This window comes from Falsiroseomonas oryzae, assembly GCF_027856955.1.
Taxonomy (GTDB): Bacteria; Pseudomonadota; Alphaproteobacteria; order Acetobacterales; family Acetobacteraceae; genus Falsiroseomonas; species Falsiroseomonas oryzae.
Genome location: NZ_JAPSMD010000009.1, coordinates 24,947 through 47,006, shown reverse-complemented (window position 1 = coordinate 47,006; position 22,060 = coordinate 24,947). Strand labels below are relative to the sequence as shown.

22 protein-coding genes and 2 pseudogenes are annotated in these 22,060 nt (G+C 69.7%); 16 read left to right on the top strand and 8 right to left on the bottom strand.

The genetic code is table 11. The features are described from left to right. From OZN99_RS02685 to OZN99_RS02655, 7 genes are all read left to right on the top strand, one after another. Positions 1–203 (top strand): hypothetical protein (locus OZN99_RS02685; RefSeq protein WP_270933621.1); only part of this gene is annotated, 203 nt, incomplete at its 5' end. An 85-nt stretch (positions 204–288) separates the two neighbouring features. After that, positions 289–1,071 carry a class I SAM-dependent methyltransferase gene (locus tag OZN99_RS02680; protein WP_270933620.1) on the top strand — a complete coding sequence of 261 codons (783 nt, stop codon included), beginning with the start codon at positions 289–291 and terminating at the stop codon, positions 1,069–1,071. After that, entirely contained in the window at positions 1,068–1,469 is a 402-nt protein-coding gene (locus OZN99_RS02675) for a cupin domain-containing protein (protein WP_270933619.1), read from the top strand. The genes OZN99_RS02680 and OZN99_RS02675 overlap by 4 nt, the downstream gene beginning before the upstream one ends. After that, on the top strand, positions 1,466–2,494 hold the full coding sequence (locus OZN99_RS02670) for an NADP-dependent oxidoreductase (RefSeq protein ID WP_270933618.1): 1,029 nt from the start codon (positions 1,466–1,468) through the stop codon (positions 2,492–2,494). The genes OZN99_RS02675 and OZN99_RS02670 overlap by 4 nt, the downstream gene beginning before the upstream one ends. After that, positions 2,491–3,252, top strand: coding sequence for an HpcH/HpaI aldolase family protein (locus OZN99_RS02665; protein WP_270933617.1), 762 nt, complete (start codon positions 2,491–2,493; stop codon positions 3,250–3,252). The genes OZN99_RS02670 and OZN99_RS02665 overlap by 4 nt, the downstream gene beginning before the upstream one ends. Next, a complete protein-coding gene (locus tag OZN99_RS02660) occupies positions 3,249–4,223 on the top strand; it encodes a ketopantoate reductase family protein (protein WP_270933616.1) in 975 nt (324 codons plus the stop codon). The genes OZN99_RS02665 and OZN99_RS02660 overlap by 4 nt, the downstream gene beginning before the upstream one ends. After that, positions 4,220–5,500: a vanadium-dependent haloperoxidase gene (locus tag OZN99_RS02655; protein WP_270933615.1), complete on the top strand. Its 1,281-nt coding sequence runs from the start codon at positions 4,220–4,222 to the stop codon at positions 5,498–5,500. Before OZN99_RS02660 ends, OZN99_RS02655 begins: the two co-directional genes overlap by 4 nt. 479 nt (positions 5,501–5,979) lie before the next feature. On the opposite strand, the gene OZN99_RS02650 is transcribed toward OZN99_RS02655, so the two are convergent. Both OZN99_RS02650 and OZN99_RS02645 read right to left on the bottom strand, forming a co-directional pair. Next, positions 5,980–6,207, bottom strand: coding sequence for a hypothetical protein (locus tag OZN99_RS02650; RefSeq protein ID WP_270933614.1), 228 nt, complete (start codon positions 6,205–6,207; stop codon positions 5,980–5,982). Next, the gene (locus OZN99_RS02645; RefSeq protein WP_270933613.1) at positions 6,204–6,740 is read right to left on the bottom strand and encodes a hypothetical protein; all 537 of its coding nucleotides are present in this window, start codon (positions 6,738–6,740) and stop codon (positions 6,204–6,206) included. The genes OZN99_RS02650 and OZN99_RS02645 overlap by 4 nt, the downstream gene beginning before the upstream one ends. 113 nt (positions 6,741–6,853) lie before the next feature. On the opposite strand from OZN99_RS02645, the pseudogene OZN99_RS02640 reads away from it, so the two are divergent. From OZN99_RS02640 to OZN99_RS33485, 5 genes and pseudogenes are all read left to right on the top strand, one after another. Next, positions 6,854–7,473 (top strand): annotated as a pseudogene (locus OZN99_RS02640) (transposase); the annotation flags it as partial. A gap of 249 nt (positions 7,474–7,722) precedes the next feature. Next, on the top strand, positions 7,723–8,148 hold the full coding sequence (locus OZN99_RS02635; protein ID WP_270933612.1) for a hypothetical protein: 426 nt from the start codon (positions 7,723–7,725) through the stop codon (positions 8,146–8,148). Positions 8,149–8,978: 830 nt separating this feature from the next. Beyond that, complete coding sequence (locus OZN99_RS02630) at positions 8,979–9,341, top strand: hypothetical protein (protein ID WP_270933622.1); 363 nt, start codon at positions 8,979–8,981, stop codon at positions 9,339–9,341. Continuing rightward, complete coding sequence (locus OZN99_RS02625) at positions 9,326–9,526, top strand: prolyl oligopeptidase family serine peptidase (RefSeq protein ID WP_270933611.1); 201 nt, start codon at positions 9,326–9,328, stop codon at positions 9,524–9,526. Before OZN99_RS02630 ends, OZN99_RS02625 begins: the two co-directional genes overlap by 16 nt. A gap of 15 nt (positions 9,527–9,541) precedes the next feature. Next, a pseudogene (locus OZN99_RS33485) lies at positions 9,542–11,109 on the top strand (ABC transporter substrate-binding protein). A gap of 275 nt (positions 11,110–11,384) precedes the next feature. Here OZN99_RS33485 and OZN99_RS02615 read toward each other — a convergent pair. Beyond that, on the bottom strand, positions 11,385–12,440 hold the full coding sequence (locus OZN99_RS02615) for an AraC family transcriptional regulator (RefSeq protein ID WP_270933610.1): 1,056 nt from the start codon (positions 12,438–12,440) through the stop codon (positions 11,385–11,387). A 47-nt stretch (positions 12,441–12,487) separates the two neighbouring features. Further along, complete coding sequence (locus OZN99_RS02610) at positions 12,488–12,949, bottom strand: hypothetical protein (protein WP_270933609.1); 462 nt, start codon at positions 12,947–12,949, stop codon at positions 12,488–12,490. A 530-nt stretch (positions 12,950–13,479) separates the two neighbouring features. On the opposite strand from OZN99_RS02610, the gene OZN99_RS02605 reads away from it, so the two are divergent. From OZN99_RS02605 to OZN99_RS02595, 3 genes are all read left to right on the top strand, one after another. Further along, complete coding sequence (locus OZN99_RS02605) at positions 13,480–14,454, top strand: dienelactone hydrolase family protein (RefSeq protein WP_270933608.1); 975 nt, start codon at positions 13,480–13,482, stop codon at positions 14,452–14,454. 154 nt (positions 14,455–14,608) lie between these two features. Continuing rightward, positions 14,609–15,922 (top strand): MFS transporter, encoded by a 1,314-nt coding sequence (locus OZN99_RS02600; protein ID WP_270933607.1) that lies wholly within the window; start codon positions 14,609–14,611, stop codon positions 15,920–15,922. A gap of 44 nt (positions 15,923–15,966) precedes the next feature. Continuing rightward, positions 15,967–16,716: a hypothetical protein gene (locus OZN99_RS02595; RefSeq protein ID WP_270933606.1), complete on the top strand. Its 750-nt coding sequence runs from the start codon at positions 15,967–15,969 to the stop codon at positions 16,714–16,716. Between the two features lie 57 nt (positions 16,717–16,773). Here OZN99_RS02595 and OZN99_RS02590 read toward each other — a convergent pair whose 3' ends face one another. The 4 genes from OZN99_RS02590 to hisD form a co-directional block, all read right to left on the bottom strand. Then, positions 16,774–17,154 carry a hypothetical protein gene (locus OZN99_RS02590; RefSeq protein ID WP_270933605.1) on the bottom strand — a complete coding sequence of 127 codons (381 nt, stop codon included), beginning with the start codon at positions 17,152–17,154 and terminating at the stop codon, positions 16,774–16,776. Beyond that, entirely contained in the window at positions 17,151–17,546 is a 396-nt protein-coding gene (locus OZN99_RS02585) for a hypothetical protein (RefSeq protein ID WP_270933604.1), read from the bottom strand. The genes OZN99_RS02590 and OZN99_RS02585 overlap by 4 nt, the downstream gene beginning before the upstream one ends. 123 nt (positions 17,547–17,669) lie before the next feature. Continuing rightward, positions 17,670–18,227 (bottom strand): hypothetical protein, encoded by a 558-nt coding sequence (locus OZN99_RS02580; protein WP_270933603.1) that lies wholly within the window; start codon positions 18,225–18,227, stop codon positions 17,670–17,672. Beyond that, the gene (hisD, locus tag OZN99_RS02575) at positions 18,157–19,485 is read right to left on the bottom strand and encodes a histidinol dehydrogenase (protein ID WP_270933602.1); all 1,329 of its coding nucleotides are present in this window, start codon (positions 19,483–19,485) and stop codon (positions 18,157–18,159) included. Before hisD ends, OZN99_RS02580 begins: the two co-directional genes overlap by 71 nt. A 199-nt stretch (positions 19,486–19,684) precedes the next feature. Between hisD and OZN99_RS02570 the strand changes: the two genes are divergently transcribed. Continuing rightward, positions 19,685–22,051, top strand: coding sequence for a xanthine dehydrogenase family protein molybdopterin-binding subunit (locus tag OZN99_RS02570; RefSeq protein ID WP_270933601.1), 2,367 nt, complete (start codon positions 19,685–19,687; stop codon positions 22,049–22,051). The last annotated feature ends 9 nt before the right edge of the window (positions 22,052–22,060 follow it).

Below are 22,060 nucleotides of genomic sequence, written 5' to 3'. Positions count from 1 at the left end.
CCCCTGGTCGAGGCCGCGCTGCGCCGCAGCCCGCGCGACCCCGCGCGACCCCGCGCGCGGTGAGATGCTCTGCGGCGCTCGCCGCGGCGCGGCTGGCGGGGCGCTGGCTTTCCACCAACCCCGACTACCAGGTCCGCGCGCACACCTTCCTGCGCGTTGCCGCGGGGTTGGCGCGGCCCGAGGCCGCTGACGCGCTGCGGTAGGGCGCGATTTAGTTTCCTTTAGCGCGTCGTGTTCCGCCGAGGCCCGGATAGGGGGGAGGCTTGCTCCAAGGGGGCTGAGCCGGCGATGCAGACATCCGAGACGAACGGACGGCTTTGGGGCGCGCGGGCGCGCAACTGGGCGGAGGAGCAGGAAGGGCAGTGCGCCGCTGCCTTCCGCACCGCGCTGGACCATGCCGGCGTTGGGCCCGGCACGCGGCATCTCGATGTCGGCTGCGGCGCGGGCATGGCGGCGGCGCTATCGGCCGCTCGCGGCGCCGTCGTCAGCGGCATCGATGCCGCCGAGGCGCTGCTGGCGATCGCGCGCGAGCGCACGCCGGCCGGCGACTTCCGCCAGGGCGACATCGAGGCGCTGCCCTTCCCCGATGACAGCTTCAATCTCGTCACCGGATTCAATGCGTTCCAGTACGCCGGCGATGCCGCGCAGGCGCTGCGCGAGGCGGGGCGCGTCGCCAAGCCGGGCGGCATGATCGTCATCATGACCTGGGGCGAGCCGGCGGGCATGGAGGCGTCCGCACTCGTCGGCGCGCTCAAGCCGCTGCTGCCGGCACCGCCGCCGGGTGCGCCCGGCCCCTTCGCGCTCTCCGACGAAGCCGCGCTGCGCGGCTTCGTCGCGGCCGGCGGGCTGATCCCCGGGGTGGTCTTCGACGTGCAGACACATTGGGCCTATCCGGACGAGGCGACGGCGCTGCGCGGGCTTGGCTCGGCCGGCGTCGCCGTCCGCGCCATCGAACATTCGGGCGAGGCAGCCTTCGTCACCGCACACTGCGCAGCGCTGGCGCCGTTCCGCCAGCCCGATGGGAGTTTTCGGGTCGCCGCGCGCTTCCGCTGCCTGGTGGCTGCGCCTTGACCGGCATCTGTGTGCTCCACCTGACCGAGGACGCCGAGGGCGTCTCGCGCTTCTCCGACGCGCCGGTGCCGCTCGGGCCTGGCGCCTTCGCGCCGCCCGCGCCGTCCATGCCGATCTCCACCACCGAAGCAGCGACCGGGCTGCTCTACCTGATCCTCCCGGTGGGCTGGGGCGGTGCGCAGCATCCCTCGCCCCGGCGGCAGGTGGCGTTCTGCCTCTCCGGCCGGCTGCGCGTGCAGGCCGGCGACGACGAAGTGCGCGAATTCGGCGCCGGCTCGATCTGGCGGATGGAGGATGTCGCGGGCTCCGGCCACACCACGACGGTACTGGGCGAGGAGGATGTGCGGCTTGCGATCGTGCAACTGCCGCCGCGGCCCGGCGATGCGACACACGCATGACCGCGCCCCGCAACCGTCAGGTGATCCTGGTGAGCCGCCCCGAGGGCATCCCGCAGGCGGCGAACTTCGCGCTGCGCGAGGCGCCGCTGCCGGCGCTGCAGGACGGCGAGATCCTGGTCCACAACCACCTGCTCTCGGTGGATCCGGCGATGCGCGGCTGGGTTTCGGCTGTGGCCAATTACGCGAAGCCGGTGGGCATCGGCGAGGTGATGCGCAGCTTCGCCCCCGGCGAGGTGCTGGAATCGCGCCATCCCGACTTCGCCGCCGGTGAGCGGGTGAGCGGCCTGTTCGGCTGGCAGGACTACGCCGCCGTCGCGCCCAGCGCGGTGACGCGCAAGGTAGTCGAGCAGAACTTGCCGCTCTCGGCCTCGCTCGGCGTGCTCGGGCTGAACGGTACCACCGCCTATTTCGCGCTGCTCGAAATCGGCCAGCCGAAGCCCGGCGAGACGGTGGTGGTCTCGACGGCCGCGGGCGCGGTGGGCTTCATCGTCGGGCAGATCGCGAAGCTGAAGGGCTGCCGCACTATCGGCATCACGGGCGGGCTGGAGAAGCGGCGCCAATGCCTGGAGGAATTCGGCTACGACGCGGCGCTCGACTATAAGGCGGGCCCGATCGATGCCGTACTGGCCGAGGCTGCGCCGGACGGCGTGGACATCTACTTCGACAATACCGCCGGCCCGATCAGCGATGCCGTGCTACGCCAGCTCGCCGTGCGCGCGCGGGTGGTGATCTGCGGCACCGCATCCCTCTCCAGCTGGGATCCCTGGCCGCAGGGACCGCGGGTGGAGCGGCACCTGCTGGTGAAGCGCACGCGGATGCAGGGCTTCCTTATCTTCGACCATGCCGAGCGCACGGAAGGAGCGGTGGCGCAGCTCGCGGATTGGGTCCGCGCCGGCAGCCTCGCTTACCGCGAGGACATCCTGGACGGCATAGCTGAGGCGCCCGGCGCGATCGCCCGTCTCTATCGTGGCGAGAACAGCGGGAAGCTGCTGATCCGCCTGCTGCACCAGGAGACACTCGCATGACCGCCATGACCCTGAAAGCCCGGCTGCGCGAGACGCGCGACGCGCTAACCATGCAGCTCTGCACAATCCCCTCGGCCGTGGTGACGCAGGCGCTGGCGGCGGCGGGATCGGACTGCGTCGTCGTGGACCTCGAGCACGGCGCGGTTGATCACGCCAGCGCGCATGCGATGATCGCGGCGACGGCCGGAACATCCTGCGCGCCGATGGCGCGCGTCACCGCGAACGACGCGACGATGGTAAAGCGCGCGCTCGACCTCGGCGCCGAAGGCATCATGTTTCCGCTGATCGAAAGTGCGCGGGATGCGCGCGATGCGGTCGCCTCGCTGCGTTATCCGCCCGATGGCACGCGCGGCTTCGGCCCCTTCATCGCGCAGTCGCGCTGGCGCGCGCAGATGTCGACCTACCGCAAGGCGGTAGAGGAGCACCTGGTCTGCTGCCTGCTGATCGAGACGCGCGGCGCGGTGGAGGATATCGAGGCGATCTGCGCCGTGCCGGGCGTGGACATCATCGTGCCCGCGCAGTTCGATCTTTCGACCGCGCTCGGCGTGTCGGGGCAGTTCGACCATCCCGATTTCGTCGCGGCGGTGGCACGGGTCGAGCGGGCGGCGACTGCGGCCGGCCTGCCGCTCTGCGGCGTGGCATTCTCGCGCGCGCAGGCCGAGGCGCTGTTCGCGCGCGGCTATCGCATGATCGCGGGCTTCGACGTGCTCTGGCTGCGCGCGCAGGCGGCCGAGATGCGGAGCTGGCTCGCCCGATGACCGTCACCGCCACCGTCCTCGGCGCCGGTTCGGTCGGCCTCGGCATCGCCGCTTCGCTGGCCATCGCAGGCCAGCGCGTAACCCTGCTGGCGCGCGCCGGGTCGGTCGCCGCGCTACGCGCCAGCGCGATCACCGTCAGCGGCCTGCATGGCGAGCACGCGCTTGCCGCCGGTGCCATCGCCATTGAGGAGGCTGCGGCGCCCTCCGCCACGGCGCGCAGCTGCGACATGCTGGTCGTGACCACCAAGGCGCATGACATCGCCGCCGCGCTCGCGCCCTTTGCGGGCGCAGAACCGGCACCGCGCGCGGTGCTCTCGCTGCACAACGGCATCGGCGCTTCGGAGGCGATCCGCGCTGCGTTAGGACCCGGAATCCCGATCTATGCCTCGGCGATGATGATCGGGCTGGAGCGGCAGGGCATCGCGCATGTCGTCAGCAAGGCGGCGTCGAGCCCGATCAATGCCGGCCCGCTGCTGGGCGATGCGACCGCGCCGCTGGAACGCTTCGTCGCCGCGGCGCAGGGCGGCTTTCTGCCGATGCGCGTCGATCCGACGATCCGCGAGACCGTGCTGTTCAAGCTGCTGTTCAATACATGCATGAACCCGACCGGAGCGCTCACCGGTCTGACCTATGGCGAATTGGTGACCCACCCCTCGACGCGCGGGCTGATCGAGCGCCTGGCCGAGGAGACGCTCGCGGTGCTCGCCGCCGCGCATGGCTATCGCCCAGCGGCGTCCGGCGAGGCGTATGCGCGGGACACGCTGACCCCGATCGTGATCCCACGCAGCGCCGGCCACCGGTCCTCGATGCTGCAGGACGTCGCCGCGGGGCGGCGGACCGAGATGGCGAGCCTCAACGGCGCCGTCGCGCGGCTCGGCAGGCTGCACGGCATCGCCACGCCAACGCACGACGCGCTGATCGACCTGATCGGCGCCCGGAGTCCCGGCGACCCGACGAAGGAGGTCCGATGAGCATTCCCGCAGCCGCACGTCGCCTGCTGTCGGCGGCGCTGCTCCTGGGGTTTGGCGCCGTCGGCGCCGTGGCACAGCCGGTCACGCTCGCGGCGAACCATCCCAACCTCGTGTCGCTCTGGCACGACGTCGCCACCCGCACGGTGCTCGCGCCCGCCACCGAAAGCAGGACGCCGGAAGAAGCGCGCCCGTCATTCGCGCATGATCCGGCGACGCTGCATCTGGCGATCTACGACGCCGTCGTCGCCATCGAGGGCCGCTACCGGCCCTTCGCGGTGCGGCCCACCGCGCCGGCCGCCGGCGCCTCCACCGACGCGGCCGTCAGCGCTGCCGCGCATGGCGTGCTGCGCGCGCTGTTTCCGGGCCGCGCCGCGATCTGGCAGCCGGCCTATGACCAGCGCCTCGCCGCCATACCCGACGGGTCAGCCAAGACGCTCGGTGTGGCGTTGGGCAGCGAGGTCGCCGCCGGCATCGTCCGGCTGCGCGCGAATGACGGGCGCAATATGGCGCTGCAGCCCTATGTCTCCGGTACCGCGCCGGGCGCGTTCCGGAGCGCCAGCCCTAACCCGATCTTCCGCCACTTCCCCGCGATGCGGCCCTTCGCGCTGAACAGCCTCGACCAGTTCCGGCCAGCGGCGCCGCCCGCACTGAACAGCGCCGCCTATGCCGCGGCGTTCGAGGAGGTGCGCGCGCTCGGCGGCACCGCCAGCAGCCTGCGCACGGCGGAGCAGCTGGAAGTCGCGCGCTTCCACACCGAGCCGCCGCCGCCCTTCGTGTCGCGCAACTTCGGCCGTCTCGCCGCCAGCACGCCGGATGTGGTGGACGCGGCGCGGATCATGGCGATGCTCTATGTCTCCTTCGCGGACGCCATCGGCGCCTGCTTCGAGGCGAAGTACCACTACGCCACCTGGCGCCCGTTCAGCGCCATCGCCATGGCCGACGATGACGGCAATGACGCGACGCGGGCCGATGCGGCCTGGATGCCGGCGCTGCCGACACCGAACCACCCCGAGTATCCCGCCGCACATTCCTGCACCTCCGGCGCGCTCGGCGAGGCGTTGCGTCACATCCACGGCACGCCGGACGTCACCTTCAGCCTGGACAGCGCGGTGACCCGCACCACGCGCACCTACGTCGGCGCCGAAGCCTTCAACCAGGAGAACCGGATCGCCCGCATCGCCGGCGGCATGCATTTCGGCTTCGCGACTGTGGCCGGCGAGGAGCTCGGCAAGCGCGTCGCCGAATGGGTTGCGACGCGGCATTTCCAGCGTCAGTGACAACCGACAAGGAGAGGCGAGTCCGATGAATAGGTTTCAACTGGAATCCACCGCCGGCGCGCGCAGGGGCACCCGAACCGCCATCATCTGCCTGAGCCTGCTCTTGCCGATCGCGGCGGCCGCGCAGTCGGGTCCGTCTGATTGTGCACGCGAAAGAGAATGGGTCGCCACCGAGGCCGGCACGCCGGGTATCCTCCTGCGCATGGCTCAGGAGGCGCTGGCCGCCTGCTTGGCACGGCTGGCGGCCGCGGGTGAGGGCGGGCAGAGGGTGCGGCGCTGAGCGCACAGCGGCCGTTTGACGTCCGCGGTATGCTTCGCTACGCCTCGCGATAGGCGAAGGCGGTTCACGCCCTGCTTGGCCCACATCGCGGGAACGCAGCCCATCAGTCCCGGCAGGCTATTCGATTCAGCTGTCGCCCATCGAGGATCGCATCCACGATGTCCGGCGCGAGCAGCGTCAGCCGCAGCACGCGCGAGACTTAGGACGAGTTGATCTTCTCCGCCGCTGCCAGGTCATTGATCGTGGCGAATTGGCCGGACTCCAGCATCCGCCGCCACCGGAAGGCACGCGCGACAGCCTTCATGAGCGTGATGTCCCGCCGGTGCTCCAGCGCTAGCACGCCGTGTGTCGCCATCGCCTTCCTCCCGCCACGCGGCTTCACCCGGAGCGGGATGACCACCGTGAGGGTCTGCGCAGCGTCGCTCATGCCGCAGCTTTCCCGGCCTCGACGGCTCGGGCGGCGAGGTCACGGACCAGGCTGCCGAGCCCGTCCAGCCGCGGACGCACCGCGGCGCCCTCAGCCTGGACGTCGACCCGATCCACCAGCAACCGCACGATGCGCGCCCGCTCGGCGGGGAAGAGCTCCTCCCACAGCGGCTCGATCCGCTCCAGTGCCAGCAGCACCTCCCGCTCGGTGACGTCCGGCGCTGTCGCCCGCGCCGCCCGCCAGGTGCCGACGACCATCTCGGGCTGCAGCAGCAGCGCGCGGACCTGCGCGATGACCGCCGCCTCGATCTCGCCGGCCGGCAGACGCGCGATGGCCGGCCGCTCCGTCGCGCCGCCCTTCAGCACCGCCTGGCTGACATAGTAGCGGTACATCTGCCCACCCCTGCCGCGGCTGTGGCTGGGCGACATGGCGCGGCCGTCGCTGTCGAAGATCAGCCCGAGCAGCAGGGGCGCGGTCGTGTTCTGCGTCCGGTTGACCCGCACCCGCGGGCTGACCTGCAGGATCGCGTGCACCGCGTCCCACTGCGCCTGGGTGACGATGGCGTCGTGCTCGCCGGTGACCTTCCCCCCTGAACGGGATCCGTCGGGGATGAGAGAGTTGGCCTCCTTGGAAGGAGGCAGGGCTACTGAAGAAGCGTAAGACGGCGGAGCAGATCATCGGGCTGTTGCGGCAGGCCGAGGTGGAGTTGGCGCAAGGTCGGACGGTGGGAGAGATCTGCCGCTGGCTTGGAGTTTCGGAGGCGAGCTCTTATCGATGGCGATCTGAATACGGTGGCCTGAAGGTGGACCAGGCGCGTCGGCTGAAAGCCCTCGAGCGCGAGAACGCGCGGCTGAAGAGCGCGGTGGCGGAACTGACGCTCGACAAGCAGATCCTGAAAGAAGCTGATGAGCGAAACTTCTAGGCCCTGAGCGCTGCCGGGCCGGGGTCCGGCATGTGCAGGCGGTGCTCGGGGTGTCCGAGCGCCGGGCATGCCGCTCGCTGGGCCAGTCGCGATCGACGCAGCGCAGGGTGCGGTCGGTGCGGTCCGACGAGACTGACCTGACCGATGCGGTGGTGTCGCTGGCAGCGGAGTATGGCCGCTACGGCTACCGCCGGATCACCGCGCTGCTGCGGGCCGAGGGCTGGCGGGTGAACGCCAAGCGTATGGAGCGCATCTGGCGGCGCGAGGGGCTGAAGGTGCCGCGGCGGCAGCCGAAGCGGGGGCGGCTGTGGCTGAACGACGGCTCCTGTGTTCGGCTGCGGCCGTGCTGGCCTGCTCGACGGCGCGCAACAAGGGCCCGACGGCCTGCACCAACCGGCTGACGGTGCGGCAGGACGTGCTTGAGCAGACCACGCTCGGTGCGTTGCGCGAGCGGCTGATGGATCCGGAGCTGTTCCGGGCGTTCGTCGCTGAGTTCACCGCGACCTGGAACCGGCTGCAGTCCGAGGCCTCGGCCGGGCAGAGCGCCAAGCGGACCGAGCTGGGAGCGGGTCCGCGGCCAGATCGAGCGGCTGGTGGACGCGATCGCGGATGGCACGCCGGCAGCGGCGCTGCGGGAGCGGATGGCAACGCTGGAGACGCGCCGTCTTGCCCTCGAGGCCGAGCTGGCAACCGCCGAGGCGCCTGCCCCGCTTCTGCACCCGAACCTGGCCGAGCTCTACCGGCAGCGCGTTGCCGAGCTCTCGCGCGTGCTCGATTCTGACGACGCGGCGGAGGCGCGGGAGGTCGTGTGTGGCCTGGTCGAGGCGATCCGGCTGGTGCCGGAGGGCGGCCAGTTGCGGATTGAGGTACGAGGCGAGTTGGGAGCGATCCTGCGCCTGGCGGAGGGGGCTCGGAAGCAGAAACGCCCCGGCGATCTTGCTGGGGCGTTCGTGGAGCAAATCAAGATGGATGCGGGGACACGCAACCGACGATGCCAGTACATCACGGTCCGCATCTGACCAGCATTCCAGGGCTCGGCCATCAACGAACGGCGTACTCCCAATTCGAATCCGTCTTGCTCCGCCAGTTCCCTAGCGCGTCCCGCTCTCCGACAGGCTAACCGCCGCGATGAGTGGCAGGTTTCCTGGGCGTTTGGCGGCTGACCTGTTGACCGGCCGGACGCGGAGACGGGCGAAAATCGCTCTCCGGAGGCCCTTTCTCTCCGCACCTCCTGACTTGGGCGATTTGGTACGGAACCAAAAAATCTAGGTAAAAGGCCGGATTCAGCGCGGTCGAGTCTTGCCGTGGTTCGAACCCCACTTGCCCGAAATCCGTACTTCGAGAGCGAACACTTCGGTACGGAACCCTCGGCGAGGCGGAGACCTGGCTTGTAGTGGTTCGACGGTCCACCCGATGAAACGCGCGATAATCTAGCCGAGATGGGAACCTCCTAAGATATCAAAGCCGGGGCGCGGCTTCGTGGCCTGGACGCCGCCGGCGTGGCCGAGATCGTCCAGGTCACCCGGTTCGGACCGGATGCGCTCAACCCCGTCTTCCGCGTGTCCGCTGTTGGTGCATGAGCAAATACTGCTTGGCGAGGGCCGAGATCGGCAGCTTTGCGCCCACCCCGGCCGTCAGCCGCGCACACCGGCTTTGCCGAAAGTGGCCGCGGCGTCTCCAGCCGCAACGACCGAGGGGTGCGGAAGGCGGTTTGCATGCCGAGCGCCCATCGGCTCAGACGACGCGTGCCTGCCAGTGGCGGCAAATCACAAGCCGACTGTAAAGTGCGTTCCTCCTGGCGGATGGGTCTGGGAAGGAGGAGCCTTCCGCGGTGCCGCAGGAACCTCCCATGCAAGACCCCGCTGTCAGCCTTGACCGCTTTCTGTCCGCACTTACCGCCACCCTCCCGAGCTACCCCTCGGATGGACGGCTCTACTTCCCGAACGATGCCGACGGATCCGCGCAGGTGTGGGAACGTCTGCCGCACGGGAGGGTGCGGCCGCGCACGGCGCATCGTGACGCCGTCTCCTTCGTCGCCGGCAGTCCAGTGGATGGCGGGGCTGTCTTCGGCCGGGATGCGGCTGGAGACGAGCGGGCCCACCACGCCGCCGAATACGGCGATCCCGCGCGGGACGCGGAACTGCTTGAGACCCTCTCCCCCTGCACAAAGCCGATGCCATTGCCTGCCCGCTCCTCATGGCGCAGGGGCTGACGGACCCCCGCGTGCCGCCGCACGAGAGCGAGCAGATCGTCCCGGCCCTGTTGCGGCGGGATATCCCCGTGGAGTATCTGACCTTCCGCAACAAAGGTCATGGTTTCCTCAAGCGCGACAACCGGCGGACGGCCCATCGCGCAGTCATGGCCTTCCTCGCGCGACACCTGCTGGAGCAGGCTTGAGCCAAGATACGAAGCATGCGCCGCCGGACCCTGATTGCCGCCACCGCCGCCCTGTCGGCCCTGGCTCGCCCCACCCTCGCGCAGAACCCGACCCGCGTGCTGCGCTTCGTGCCCGAGGGCAATCTCCACAACCCCGACCCGGTCTGGACGACGACGACCGTCGCCCGGAACCACGGGCTGATGATCTGGGACATGCTCTTCGCACTGGATGAGAGCTTCACGCCCAGGCCGCAGATGGTCGAAGCGCATGAGGTTTCGGAGGACCGCCTGACCTGGCGCTTCCGGCTGCGCGAGGGGCAGGTCTTCCATGACGGCGTGCCGGTGCGCGGCGCCGACTGCATCGCCAGTGTTCAGCGCTGGGGCCGCCGGCGTCCCATGGGCCAGACGCTGCTCGAGCGCACGGAGGAGATGAGCGCGCCCGACGACAGGAGCTTCGTCATCCGCCTCAAGCAGCCCTTCGGTCTGATGCTCGAGGCCTTCAGCGACTTCTGCTTCATGATGCCGGAGCGGGTGGCGAGGACCGACGCCTTCACGCAGATCAATGAATCGTCGGCTCCGGCCCCTACCGGTTTGTGCGGGACCAGTGGATCTCCGGGTCCCAGGCCATCTACCTTCGGAATGAGAATTACCGACCCCGCCCTGAGCCGCCAAGCTTCATTGCCGGCGGCAAGGTGGCGAATTTCGACCGCGTGGAATGGCGGATCATGCCGGACTCCGCGACGGCCGTCTCAGCCCTCGGCAACAATGAGGTGGATTGGGTGCAGCAGCCCCAGGTCGACCTGCTGCCGTTGATGCGCCGCAACCGCGGGATCCGCGTTGCTGTCAACGACCGGATCGGTGTGACCGGCATGATCGCGCTGAACCATACGCAGCCGCCCTTCAACAACCAAAAGCTCCGCCAGGCCCTCCTGCCTGCCCTGAGCCAAAAGGATTTCGTCACCGTGGCGCTGGGCAGCGAGCCCGATCTCTTCCGCGTGCCCGTCGGCACCTTCACCCCCGGGATGCACATGGCGAATGACGAGGCGATGGAGGTGCTAACCGGCCCGCGCGATCTGGCCCGAGCGCGCCAGATGGTCGCGGAGAGCGGCTACAATAACGAGCGCGTCGTACTGATGGCGCCGACGGATTATCCCGCGACCATGGCGCTCGCCCAGGTCGCGAACGCCCTTTTCAGGCGCCTCGGCCTGAACACCGAATTTGCCGCCATGGATTGGGGCACGCTGGTGCAGCGACGCACGAGCAAGGAGCCGGTGGACCGCGGCGGCTGGAGCGCCTTCTGCACGACCTTTGAAGGCCTGACCGTTGCCGATCCCTCCACCCACCTCCCGCTGCGCGGGAACGGGCCTGCGGGCTGGTTCGGCTGGCCTGTATCGCCGCGCCTCGAAGCGCTACGGAACGAGTGGCTGGACGCCCCGGACCTCAACGCCCGCAAGTCCATTGCACGTCAGATGCAACGGATCGCACTCGAGGAGGTGCCCTACATCCCGACGGGCCAGCACTTCAACCCGACGGCCCATCGCACCAGCGTGCAAGGCATCGTGCCGGCGTCTTTCCCGATCTTCTGGGGAGCGCGGAAGGTCTAGGCCGGTGCAGGTAGCTTACGGGCCGGGCACCTCAGCCGGATGAGCGCCGATAAGGCCGAAAACGACCGCGCGGCCGCCATCGCAACGTGATTGGGGCTGCCGTGTGTGCGGTAGCTCCGAGAGTACTACTTCCGTTCGCACGCGGCGCAGCAGCGAGACGTCCTGCGTCCATGCCCCTTCGAGAGTGAGTGGCGTCCCATCACCGGCGTTGCCGGTCAGCAAGACGGCCGGCATGGCATGCTCAATGGCCCGAACGCCACGGAAACCAGGGTGGATCACACACCACGCGCTCTGCCTGCTGCTATCTTGGCGCGAGCGCTGACAGAGCCCTCATTGCTATGGGCAGTCTCCGATGGTGCCTCGCCGAAGCGGCGGCGATACGCGGTGGCGAAGCGTGCTAGGTTGGTGAAGCCGTGGCGGCGCGCGACGGCCGCCGCGGATGTGCCGCTCCTACCGGTCCGCAACTCCTCGCTTACCGCGTCCAGCCGGATCGCGTGCAGCGCGGCGAGCGGCGTCATGCCGCGGAAACGCCGGAACACGCCGTGCAGATTGCGCACGCTGCACCCTGCTGCAACGGCGACATCAGCGATACGGATCGGATTGGTGCTGTTAGCGCGCATGAACTCCTCGGCGCGCCGCACATAGGCCGGCACCGCGCATGGTGCCCCGATGTCCAACTGGGCGGTGTAGTTGTGCGGCACGGCGCGCAGCAGCAGGGTCACCAGGAGGTCGGTCATGGCGGCGAGCGCGACGGGATTGTCGGCCACTCCGTCAAGACTCTGGAACTCGCCGAACACGGCATCTAACTGGCGCTTGAAGCTCACGGCCAAGCCGCAGGTCCAGTCCAGCCCCGGGGCGAACTCTAGCGGCCGGCGCAAGTCGCGGTCGAGTGCGTGTTGCAGCGCCGCTTCAACCTCCGCCACTTTGAAACAGAGATTGGCACGGGCGCCGGCGTCACTGAACACCACCCGGGCGCGCGGGCTCGGACGCATGACGAGACCACGGCCTTCGCTGGCGGTCGTCGCGGCGCCGTCCTGCAGTAGCGTCAGGGAGCCCTTGCAGGGCATTACGACGACAAAGTTGTTGCTTTCCCCGCCGCTGAGCGTGACCTCGGTACTGAAGCGATTTTCAGCGAAGCACGCGTCGATCGTGCCAGCACGGCGATCTGCCATGGCAAAGATCGACTCGTTGAAGCGCATGCGCCACAGCGCACGGTCCCGCAGCTGATAGGCGTAGTTGCAGCTCACCCCCGGAAGCCGGGTGCTGATGCGCGAACTGGCAGTGAACTCCGCCGGATCGACGCTGCTTGTGGTCTTGAACTTCGCGGCCACCGGAGGATCGAGGGAGCGTGCGCCCAAGAACATCGTTTTCACTCCCGTCATCGGGAGCCATGCGAAAGATATGATGGCCGACGGCTGATCGCGCAGCGGTCTGTGCTGGCCAGGCGCGTATCGGTCCCGAGACGGTGGGCGAGGCGGCCGGACAAGGCTGCGGTCGTCGGGTTGCCGCGCTGAACCAGCGTCATATGGCCCCGCAGAGGCATCGAAAAGCCGAAGACATCGCTCTCGTCGCTGCTCACCGAAACGTCGGTCGCCAAGCGGCTCTCGTCGTGACTTGCCAGTATGGGCCCTGCGCTGCAGATCGCGACGCTGAAAACCCGGCTGCCGAAGCGCATGCGCGATAGCGCGCGATCATGCAGACGGTCACGGTCCTCGCGGCTCGATCCCGGAAGGCGGTCGCTCACGCGCGAAGGTGCATCGAGCTCCGCGGTGTCGCTTGCGCGGCCGACCTTGAACGTCGTCCGCGCTGTGCTGTCGGTCGGAAGCGCAGGAATTCGCATGGCAACACCCCATCCTCAGCCGAGGCGCCCTGGCGCGCGAACTCCGGCCGCGAGGGCACGATAGACAAATCACGCAGCGTTTGGACAGATTTGGCAACGAACGACGCGCCCCGGCTCCTTCTGGCCTGGACCCTACGCCGAGGCGTGGAAGGGTGGGAGGAGGCTGGAGCCCCTCCCTAGATGCGAACAACCTTCCAGGATCCACTGTCGCGCCGGAGCGCGAAGTTGCCTCGCCGTTCGCGCCCGAACCCGCGGCGCCGCGCGGAACTGGCCGAGGTCGCGCGGTCGCGCCTGCGCGCGGCGGCGCTGCATGGCGATCCCTTGGCCGCGGAAGCAGCAAGCCGCGCCTACGCCGTAGCGGTCAACCTCGCGCTTCTCGACGAACTGGCGCGGGCGATCACCGCCCCGCCGGCCTCGCAGGGCGCCCTCGCGCCAACGGCAGGAGGCAAGCACCGCGCCCGCCCCGACGCCCTTGCGCTCCGTCACCGCCGTCAAGCTAGGCAGGGCACCAACACGCGCGGGCTAGGCGCATGAGCCCGTTCCGCACCGCGGCGGCGCCGCGCCCGACGTGGCGGCTCGCGCGTGCCGAGCACGCCCCCGCTGCGGCCGAGGCGGTGCGTCGCACGGCCGGTGGCAACCCGCAGGAGGTGGAGTCCGCGGTGCGCAGGCTGATCTTCGCCTGGCATCTCGACTGGGCGCGATTCGTGCTCCGCCGGCTCGGCCTGCTGTGCGGGGTGCTGTTCGTCGGCTCCTACGCCACAGCCGCGTCGTCGCTCGAGACGCGCCTGCTTCATGATGCTGAGGGCGCGGTAGGCCTGCTGACGATGCGGCAGTTTGCGGCGCCGGTGCCTGCCGTCATCCTCGTGTACGACAGCCCAGGCACGGACCGGCGCGCGGAACTGACCGTAAGGCAGCTTCTCGATGCTGGCATCGCCGCGCTTGAGGTAGAACTCTACCACGTCTCTGCGGACGGCGCAGACGGCCCCGTGTCCTTCAATCCGCAAGCGGAAGCTGATGTTCTTGATCGCGCCTGGCAGGTGCTCGCCGCGCAGCCGGGCATAGACGCGACGCGCCTCGCGGCACTGGGCTTCGGCCGGGGCGCCCATGCCGTCGCGGTGTGGCCCGGCGGAAAGGAGCGGGACTGGACGGCGCGCGTCCTTCTCTATCCTGACTGCGCCTCCCTCGCCGGCGCGCTGCCAGGGAGTTCGGGCGTCTCCCGCGCGCCGGTGCTAGTGCTGCATGGCGATACCGGCGCGGGCCTCCCGCCGCGCGACTGCCTCCACCTGGCCTCACACTTCGAGGATGCGGGCGTTCCCGTGCGCATCCTCCACTATCGAGGGGCGACGCATGGCTGGGATCTCCCGCCAGTCGGCGAGCATGTGGTCTCGTTCCAACCGGCGCCCGTCGGTCGAGGCATGCTCCGCACGGTCGCGTGGCCGGAATTGGCCGAGATGTCCGCCACCCAGGCGGTCGGCTTTCTCGCTGCGGCCATGCTTGAGCGGTGACACGCCAAGATGCTGACGGCTGCGTCCCGGAGGAGCGCACCGGAAGCATGAGTTGCGCCGTTCTCCGCCTCCGCGTCGGCAGCTTGCCGCGGCGCGGCCGGGATTGGGTGGTAGCGCCACCTGAGCACTTCGTCTCCCTGGAGGGGTGGGGCGCATGCTGACCGAGGCGCTTCCAGCCAGACTACAGGCGCGCCGCACCGCGCCGGATCTGCTGCCTCGCTCGCGGTCGTTGCACCACCGTCCACCACCGCGGTTCCGCGGATGGGCGGTGGTGGCCGGCGCCTTCCTCGTCACCATGGTGGGCTACGGCGCAATCTACTCTTACGCTGCCTTTGCGGAGGATATCGCCGCGACGTTCGGCTCTTCGCGCGCCTCGGTCTCGATCGTGTATGCGCTGAGCGGGGGCAGTTGCTTCTTCGTCAGCGCGCTGACCGGGCCGCTTGCCGATCGCATGGGCGCGCGTGTGCTGGCCGTCATGGGAATGCTGCTGGTCGCGCTCGGCTTCCTGATAGCCGCTGCCGCCTCAAGCCTGATTGAGGTTTATGTCGGCTACGGCTTGCTGATCGGCCTGGGCTGCGGCTTCGCCTATGTCCCGGCCATCGCCGCCGTGCAGCGCTGGTTCGACATCCATCGCGGCCTTGCCTCCGGCATTGCGGTGAGCGGTATCGGCATCGGCACGGCCCTCGTGCCACCAGGAGCCGACGCATTTTCCGCGCTTGGCGACTGGCGCGCGGCTTTCGTCGCATGTGGGTTGCTGGCCGCACTTATCGGCGTCGCGGGCGCGCTGCTCCTGGCGCCTGCCCCGCAAGAGCAGGAAGCGCCGGCGACGGCGCCGCGCCTGACGCCGCCGGCTGCCGTTCTGAGCCGTGATTCCGCCCTGCTCTATGCCGGTACACTGCTCGTCTCGCTGCCCTCCGTGCTGCCGCATGCGCTGCTTGTTGGCACTGCGCGCGACATGGGGCTAGCCCGGCATGACGCGGTCGCGCTGCTCGGGTTGATCGGAATCGGCACGATCATCGGGCGCTTCCTATTGGCGGCCCTCGGGGACGCAGTGGGTCGGCGCAAGGTATTCCTCGTCTGCTGCGCCGCCATGGCGGCCTCCATGCTGCTCTGGGCGGCAGCAGAGAACGAGCCCACGCTGCAGGTCTTCGCACTCGGCTTCGGCGCGCTGCAGGGCGGCTTCGTCGCGCTGTTGCCGGCCTTTGTCGCCGACAACTTCGGATCACGTTCGGTCGGCGGGGTGCTCGGCGTGCTCTACACCAGCCGCGGCATCGCGCTGCTCGCTGCACCGCCGATGCTGGCCTTCGGCATCGGGGCGATGGCGGGGCACATGATCCCGGTGATCGGAATGGCGGTGGCGGGCGCCGTGGGTAGCGCCTTGCTCGCCCGGGTCACGCGCCCCGCACAGCCTCCACACTCGTCGGCCGGCCCCGTCGCCCGACCAGCCTGCGTCTCGAACAGATCATGAGGCGACTACCAAGCGGACGCCAAGGCCGAGGGCCGGGCAGGACGATGGAGAGCGCCGTGGGCCGTGACAGAAGGGTCTCGATGATGCCGTCTCGTATTGGCGCAGCGGTGCTTGCCGCCAGCCTTGCCGTGCCGCCCGCCCTCGCCCGCGAGCAGACGACCTACCACTATCTCGAGACCGAACGGGACGCCTTGCAGCCGTGCCGCGCCGGCGTACTGCTCAACATGCCGGCAACCTGGCAGTCGGGAGACGGCGGCGTCGTTTTGTTGACGATGGAGCGTCGGCATGACGCGGCGCATGACGCGCTGGTCTCAGCGCTTCTGTTCGAGGAGCATGCAGCAGTGCTCGAGCTCGCGCCCACGCGCTGCGAGGAGGGGTCGGACGAACAGGACGGTGTTGTCGCGGGCGCGCTCGACGCACTCGATGTCATGACGCGCAGGATGGGCAGCGGTATGGCGGTAGCCATTGGCTACGGGCCAGGCTCCAGGGCGATCCTTGGCGTCGTCCACGCATCGGCGGCGCGCCTGCGTGACACCGGCGGGCCGGGCTTCGCCGCCGCAGTGGCGATTGGCGACGGGGCGCCTGCCTTCGCGCTCGGGGCGCCGCTTCCGGCCCAGGAAGGCGCACCCTTACGCTTGGCGGCGTTGTGCCGCGCGCTTGCCGCTGTGGTGGGTGGCATAAGTGCGGGGCTGGAAAGCGCGGCGCACGCCTCAGCTGCCGAAGCCTGCACGACGGCCATGGGCGCGGACGCCCTGCCTGTGGCGGCGCCGGTTCGTGCCACGGCCCACCGGTAGCCTTCCAGGCGGACCGGTACGTCAACTGATCCGCCGCGTGCCCCGGCGGCACCCTGCTCAGCTAACAGCGAATGCCTTTCGCTGCCGCTCCCACTCCACCGGGAGCGGCTCCATCAGTGACGGCAGCGTGGTCCCCTGCGGCTGCCGCCCGTCCAGGATCGCTTCCACGATGTCCGGAGCTAGCAGCGTCAGCCGCAGCACGCGCGAGACGTAGGACGAGTTGATCTTCTCGGCCGCGGCCAGCTCGTTGATTGTGCCGAACCGCCCGGTTTCCAGCATCCGCCGCCACCGGAACGCCCGCGCCACCGCCTTGATGAGCGTGATGTCCTGCCGGCGCTCCAGCGCCAGCACGCCGGGCATGACCATCGCCTTCCGCCCGCCGCGCGGCTTCATCCGGAGCGGGATGACCACCGTGAGGGTCTGCGCCGCCTCGCTCATGCCGCAGATCTCCCGGCCTCGGGCGCCTGGGCGGCGAGGTCGCGGACCAGGCTGCCGAGCCCGTCCAGCCGCAGCCGCACCGCGGCGCCCTCCGCCCGGACGTCGACCCGGTCCACCAGCAGCCGGACGATGCGCGCCCGCTCGGCGGGGAAGAGCTCGTCCCACAGCGGCTCGATCCGCTCCAGCGCCAGCAGAACCCCCTGCTCGGTCACGTCGGGCGCTGTCGTCCGCGCCGCCCGCCATGTGCCGACCACCATCTCGGGCTGGCGTAGCAGGGCGCGGACCTGGGCGACCACCGCCGCTTCGATCTCGCCGGCCGGGAGGCGTTCGATCGCTGGCCGCTCCGTCGCGCCGCCCTTCAGCACGGCTTGGCTGACATGGTAGTGGTACATTTGCCCTCCCCAGCCGCGGCTGTGGCTCGGCGAGTTAGTCCGTGTGCAAATCCCGTGCACTCGAGTGCACTAATCCTCCGGCCAAGGTCTCTCGCAGCAATCCATACAGCCCGCGCAGGCCAACTAGCCTCGAAGGCGATCCAGGCAGGCCCTGATCACCTCAAGCCAACCATTGGCATGATCAAGTAGATCGGCAACGCGCGGATATCGCCCATCCTTCAAGATCCTCTGGTTGGTCAGCGCGCCGTTGGCAGTGCCACCAGGGGCAATTTCGCCGCCGGCCAGTCTGGCTATGCCATCGAGGTAGAACTGCACAGCCTCCGGCCCGCCAGGGAGTGCAAGCACGGACGGCGTTGCCGGGTAGATCTGGACCTCACCGGCCGTGGAGATCGAGCAAAGGCTCAGAGACGCCTGGTCGCTGATTTCCCCTCGCAGCGTCAGGGTTCGAACGACGTCGGCGCGAACTCCGAGCGGCAGAAGGCGCTCGACGAACTTCCGAAGCCGTTCGCCCGCCCCTGCCTCTCGCGCCTCAAGCATCGCGTAGAACTCCGCCTCGAGCAGCGGAACCGGCCGGCGCTTCAGGGTCTGAGACGCCGATACCGGATCGACCTCACCACCGTCGACCACCCGAAAGACCGGCCGGTCGATGGCCCGGAGCACATGAACCAGCCGGGTCGTCACGAGAACGTCGGCTGGCCGGTCCGGGTCGGCGTGACAGGCCGCTTCGAGCAGCCCGATCTCGAACGGCAGACCGGGCATGTTGCGCAGGTCCTCCACGAAACCGCGCAGTCCGGCGCCTGCGCGATCGAGCGCGAGGAGCAGCAGGAGTCGCCCGCGCCGGAGGTTCTCTTCCACTGCGGACGAGGAACTTGCCGACCCAGAGCCCGCCCGTGTAGCGCGGCGCGCCCAGCGTCGGCAGCGTGTGGTTCGTGCCGATGACCTTGTCGCCATAGCTCACATTGGTGCGCGGGCCAAGGAACAGCGCGCCGTAGTTGGTCATGTTCTTCAGGAAGAAATCGTCGTCGGAGGTCATGACCTGCACATGCTCGCTGGCAATGCGGTCGGCCTCCCTCAGCATCTCCGCCTTGTCGACGCAGAGGATCACCTCGCCGTAATCCGCCCAGGCCTTCGCGGCGATCGCGGCGGTTGGCAGGACGGTGAGCAGCCGCTCGACTTCCCTCATCGTCTCGCGGGCGAGCTTCTCAGAATCGGTCAGCCGGATCGCGGGGCTGGTGGGACCGTGCTCGGCCTGGCCGGGCAGGTTGGTCGCGCAGATCTCGCCGTCCACAGTCTCGTCGGCAATCACCAGCGTCTCGGTCGGCCCTGCGAAGAGATCAATCCCGACACGCCCGAAGAGCTGGCGCTTGGCCTTGGCGACATAGGCGTTGCCGGGCCCGACCAGCATGTCCACTGGCGCGATCGTCTCGGTGCCGAGCGCCATCGCGCCCACCGCCTGCACGCCGCCGAGCACGCGGATCTCGTCGGCGCCGGCCAGGTGCCGGGCGGCGACGATCGCGGGCGCCGGCCGGCCCTGGTAGGGCGGCGCACAGGTGATGATGCGCGGCACGCCCGCGACCTTCGCCGTCACGACCGACATGTGGGCAGAAGCCAGCAGCGGGTACTTGCCGCCCGGCACGTAGCAGCCGACCGAGTTCACCGGGATGTTGCGGTGGCCGAGGATCACGCCGGGCAGCGTCTCGACCTCGATGTCCTTCATCGACTCGTGCTGCGCCTGCGCGAAGTTCAGCACCTGCTCCTGCGCGAAGCGGATCTCGTCCAGTGCGCGGGCTGGCAGCTCGGACAGGCAGGCGCGGATCTCGGCATCGGCCAGCCGGAAATCGGCGCGGTCCCAGCCGTCGAACTGCGCCGACATCTCGCGCACGGCGGCATCGCCGCGCCGGGTGATGTCGGCAAGCAGCGCCTCCACCGTGGTCCGCACAGTGTCCTAGGCGGCCGCCTTCACGGCAGCCGCAATCGAGCGCTTCAGCCACAGCGCCATGAGATCATCCTACTCCCTCCGCCGGTGGAGCACGGCCGGCACGCCGCGCTTGCGAAGCCGCGGCGGATGGCCACATAATTATCAAAAGATAATTACAGGCGCCAGGATCACGGCGCGCCGCATATGGTGGAGGGATGTCATGGATCAGGTCACCGCGGCGGCGGATGCCGCGCGCTTCGGCATTGGCCAGCCCGTCCGGCGCCGGGAGGACGACAGGCTGCTGCGCGGCCAGGGCCGCTTCACGGCCGACGTCTCGCTCCCCGGGCAAGTCTTCGCCCATCTGCTCCGCTCGCCGCATCCGCATGCGCGGATAGTCGCAATGGACACCGCCGCAGCCCGCGCCGCACCCGGCGTTCACGCCGTGCTGACCGGGGAGGACGCCACTGCCGATGGGCTGGGATGCCCGCCTGGGCTCTCTGGCGCGGCGGCACCGGCCTATCCGAAGAACCGGGACGGCAGCGAGTTCATCGAGGTGCCCTACCTGCCGCTCGCCCGCGGGCGGGCGATGTATGTCGGGCACGAGGTCGCGCTGGTGGTCGCCGACACGCTCCAGCAGGCGCGCGATGCGGCGGAGCTCGTCGCCATCCAGTGGGAAATCCTGCCGCATGTGAGCGAGGCCGCGGACGCGCTCGCCCCCAGTGCGCCGCAGCTGCAGGAGCACGTCCCCGGCAATCGCGTGCTCGACTGGAGCTTCGGGGATCCCGCCGCCGTCCAGGCCGCGTTCGACCAGGCCGCCCATGTCGCCAGCCTGACGGTGGAGCAGACCCGCATCACCCAAGGCTTCATGGAGCCGCGCGCGGCGGTCGCCGACTACGACACCGCGACAGGGCGCTGGACCCTGCACACCTGCACCCAGGCGGCGAACCGCGCGAAGGACTACCTCGCCGACCACGTCTTCAAGGTGGCCCGCGAGCGGTTCCGCGTGGTCTCAGCCGATGTCGGCGGCGGCTTCGGCGGCAAGATCCACCTCTACAACGAGTACGCGCTGGCCTGCTGGGCGGCACAGCGGATCGGCCGGCCGGTGAAGTGGGTCGCCGACCGCACCGAGGGCTTCCTCTCGGACTGGATGACGCGCGACCAGCGCTGCCACGGCGAGCTGGCGCTGGATGCCGAAGGACGGATCCTGGCGCTCCGTATCCGCCAGATCGCGAACACCGGCGCCTTTGTCACGCCGCTCGCGGTGATCCCGCCGACCTGGAACTTCCTGCGCTCCACGCAGGTTCTGTACCGGACACCGCTCTGCCACGCGGAGGTGCAGGTCGCGATCACCAACACCTGCCCCGTCAACATCTACCGCGGCGCTGGGAGGCCTGAAGGCACCTACATCGTCGAGCGGCTTCTCGACCTTGCCGCGGCCGACATGGGGCTGGACCGCGCGGAGATCCGCCGGCGCAACCTCATCCCCGACGACGCCTTCCCTTTCAAGACGTTCATCGGCCTGAACTACGACAGCGGCCGCTTCGCCGACAGCCAGGCCATGGCGCTGCAGCTTGCGGATTGGGACGGCTTCCCGGCGCGCCGTGCGGCGGATGCGGCGCGCGGACGGCTGCGCGGCATCGGCATCTCCAACTACGTCGAGGTCGCCGGCGGCATGCCGCGCGAATTCGCCGAGGTGCGGGTGCTGGGCTCGACCGGCCGGGTCGAGGTGATGGCGGGCTCAGGCCCGATGGGCCAGGGCTGCGAGACGGCCTATGCGCAGCTCGCCGTGGAGCTGCTCGGCGTGCATCCTGCCCTCGTGGACGTGGTGATGGGCGACACGGACCGCGTGAAATGGGGCGACGGATCCTACGCCACGCGATCCATGCGCGTCGCGGGCACGGCCATCCACCTGGCGGGGACGAAGGTGATCGAGATGGGCCGCGCCGCCGCCGCACATATGCTGGAGGCCGCGCCTGGCGACATCGTGCTGGAAGGCGGGCGCTTCCTGGTCGGCGGGACCGATCGCGGCGTGTCGATCTTCGAGGTCGCGCGCGCGATGGAGAGCGGCGCGCTGGCGGCCGAGCTCGGCAACGCGCTGGCGGCGGAGATGGACCACACGGCCGACGGTCCCTCCTTCCCCAATGGCTGCCATGTCTGCGAGGTCTCCGTCTGCCGCGAGACCGGCGCGGTGACCGTCGAGAACTATGTCGCGGTGGACGATGTAGGACGCGTGATCAACCCGATGATCGTGCACGGCCAGATCCAGGGCGGCATCGCGCAGGGAATCGGCCAGACCCTGCTGGAGCGCATCGTGCACGATGCGGCCAGCGGCCAGCTGCTGACGGCGAGCTTCATGGACTACACGATGCCGCGCGCCGACGACCTGCCGAACCTGGTCACCGCGATGAACGAGGTGCCGAGCCCGAAGAACCCGCTCGGCGTGAAGGGCGCGGGAGAGGGCGGCATCACCGGCGCGCTGGCCGCGGTAGTGGGCGCGGTGTCCGACGCCCTGTCGGTGCATGGCGTGCGCCATATCGACATGCCGGCGACGCCGGAGAAGGTGCTGCGCGCGATCGGGCGCCTCTGAACGCGCCCC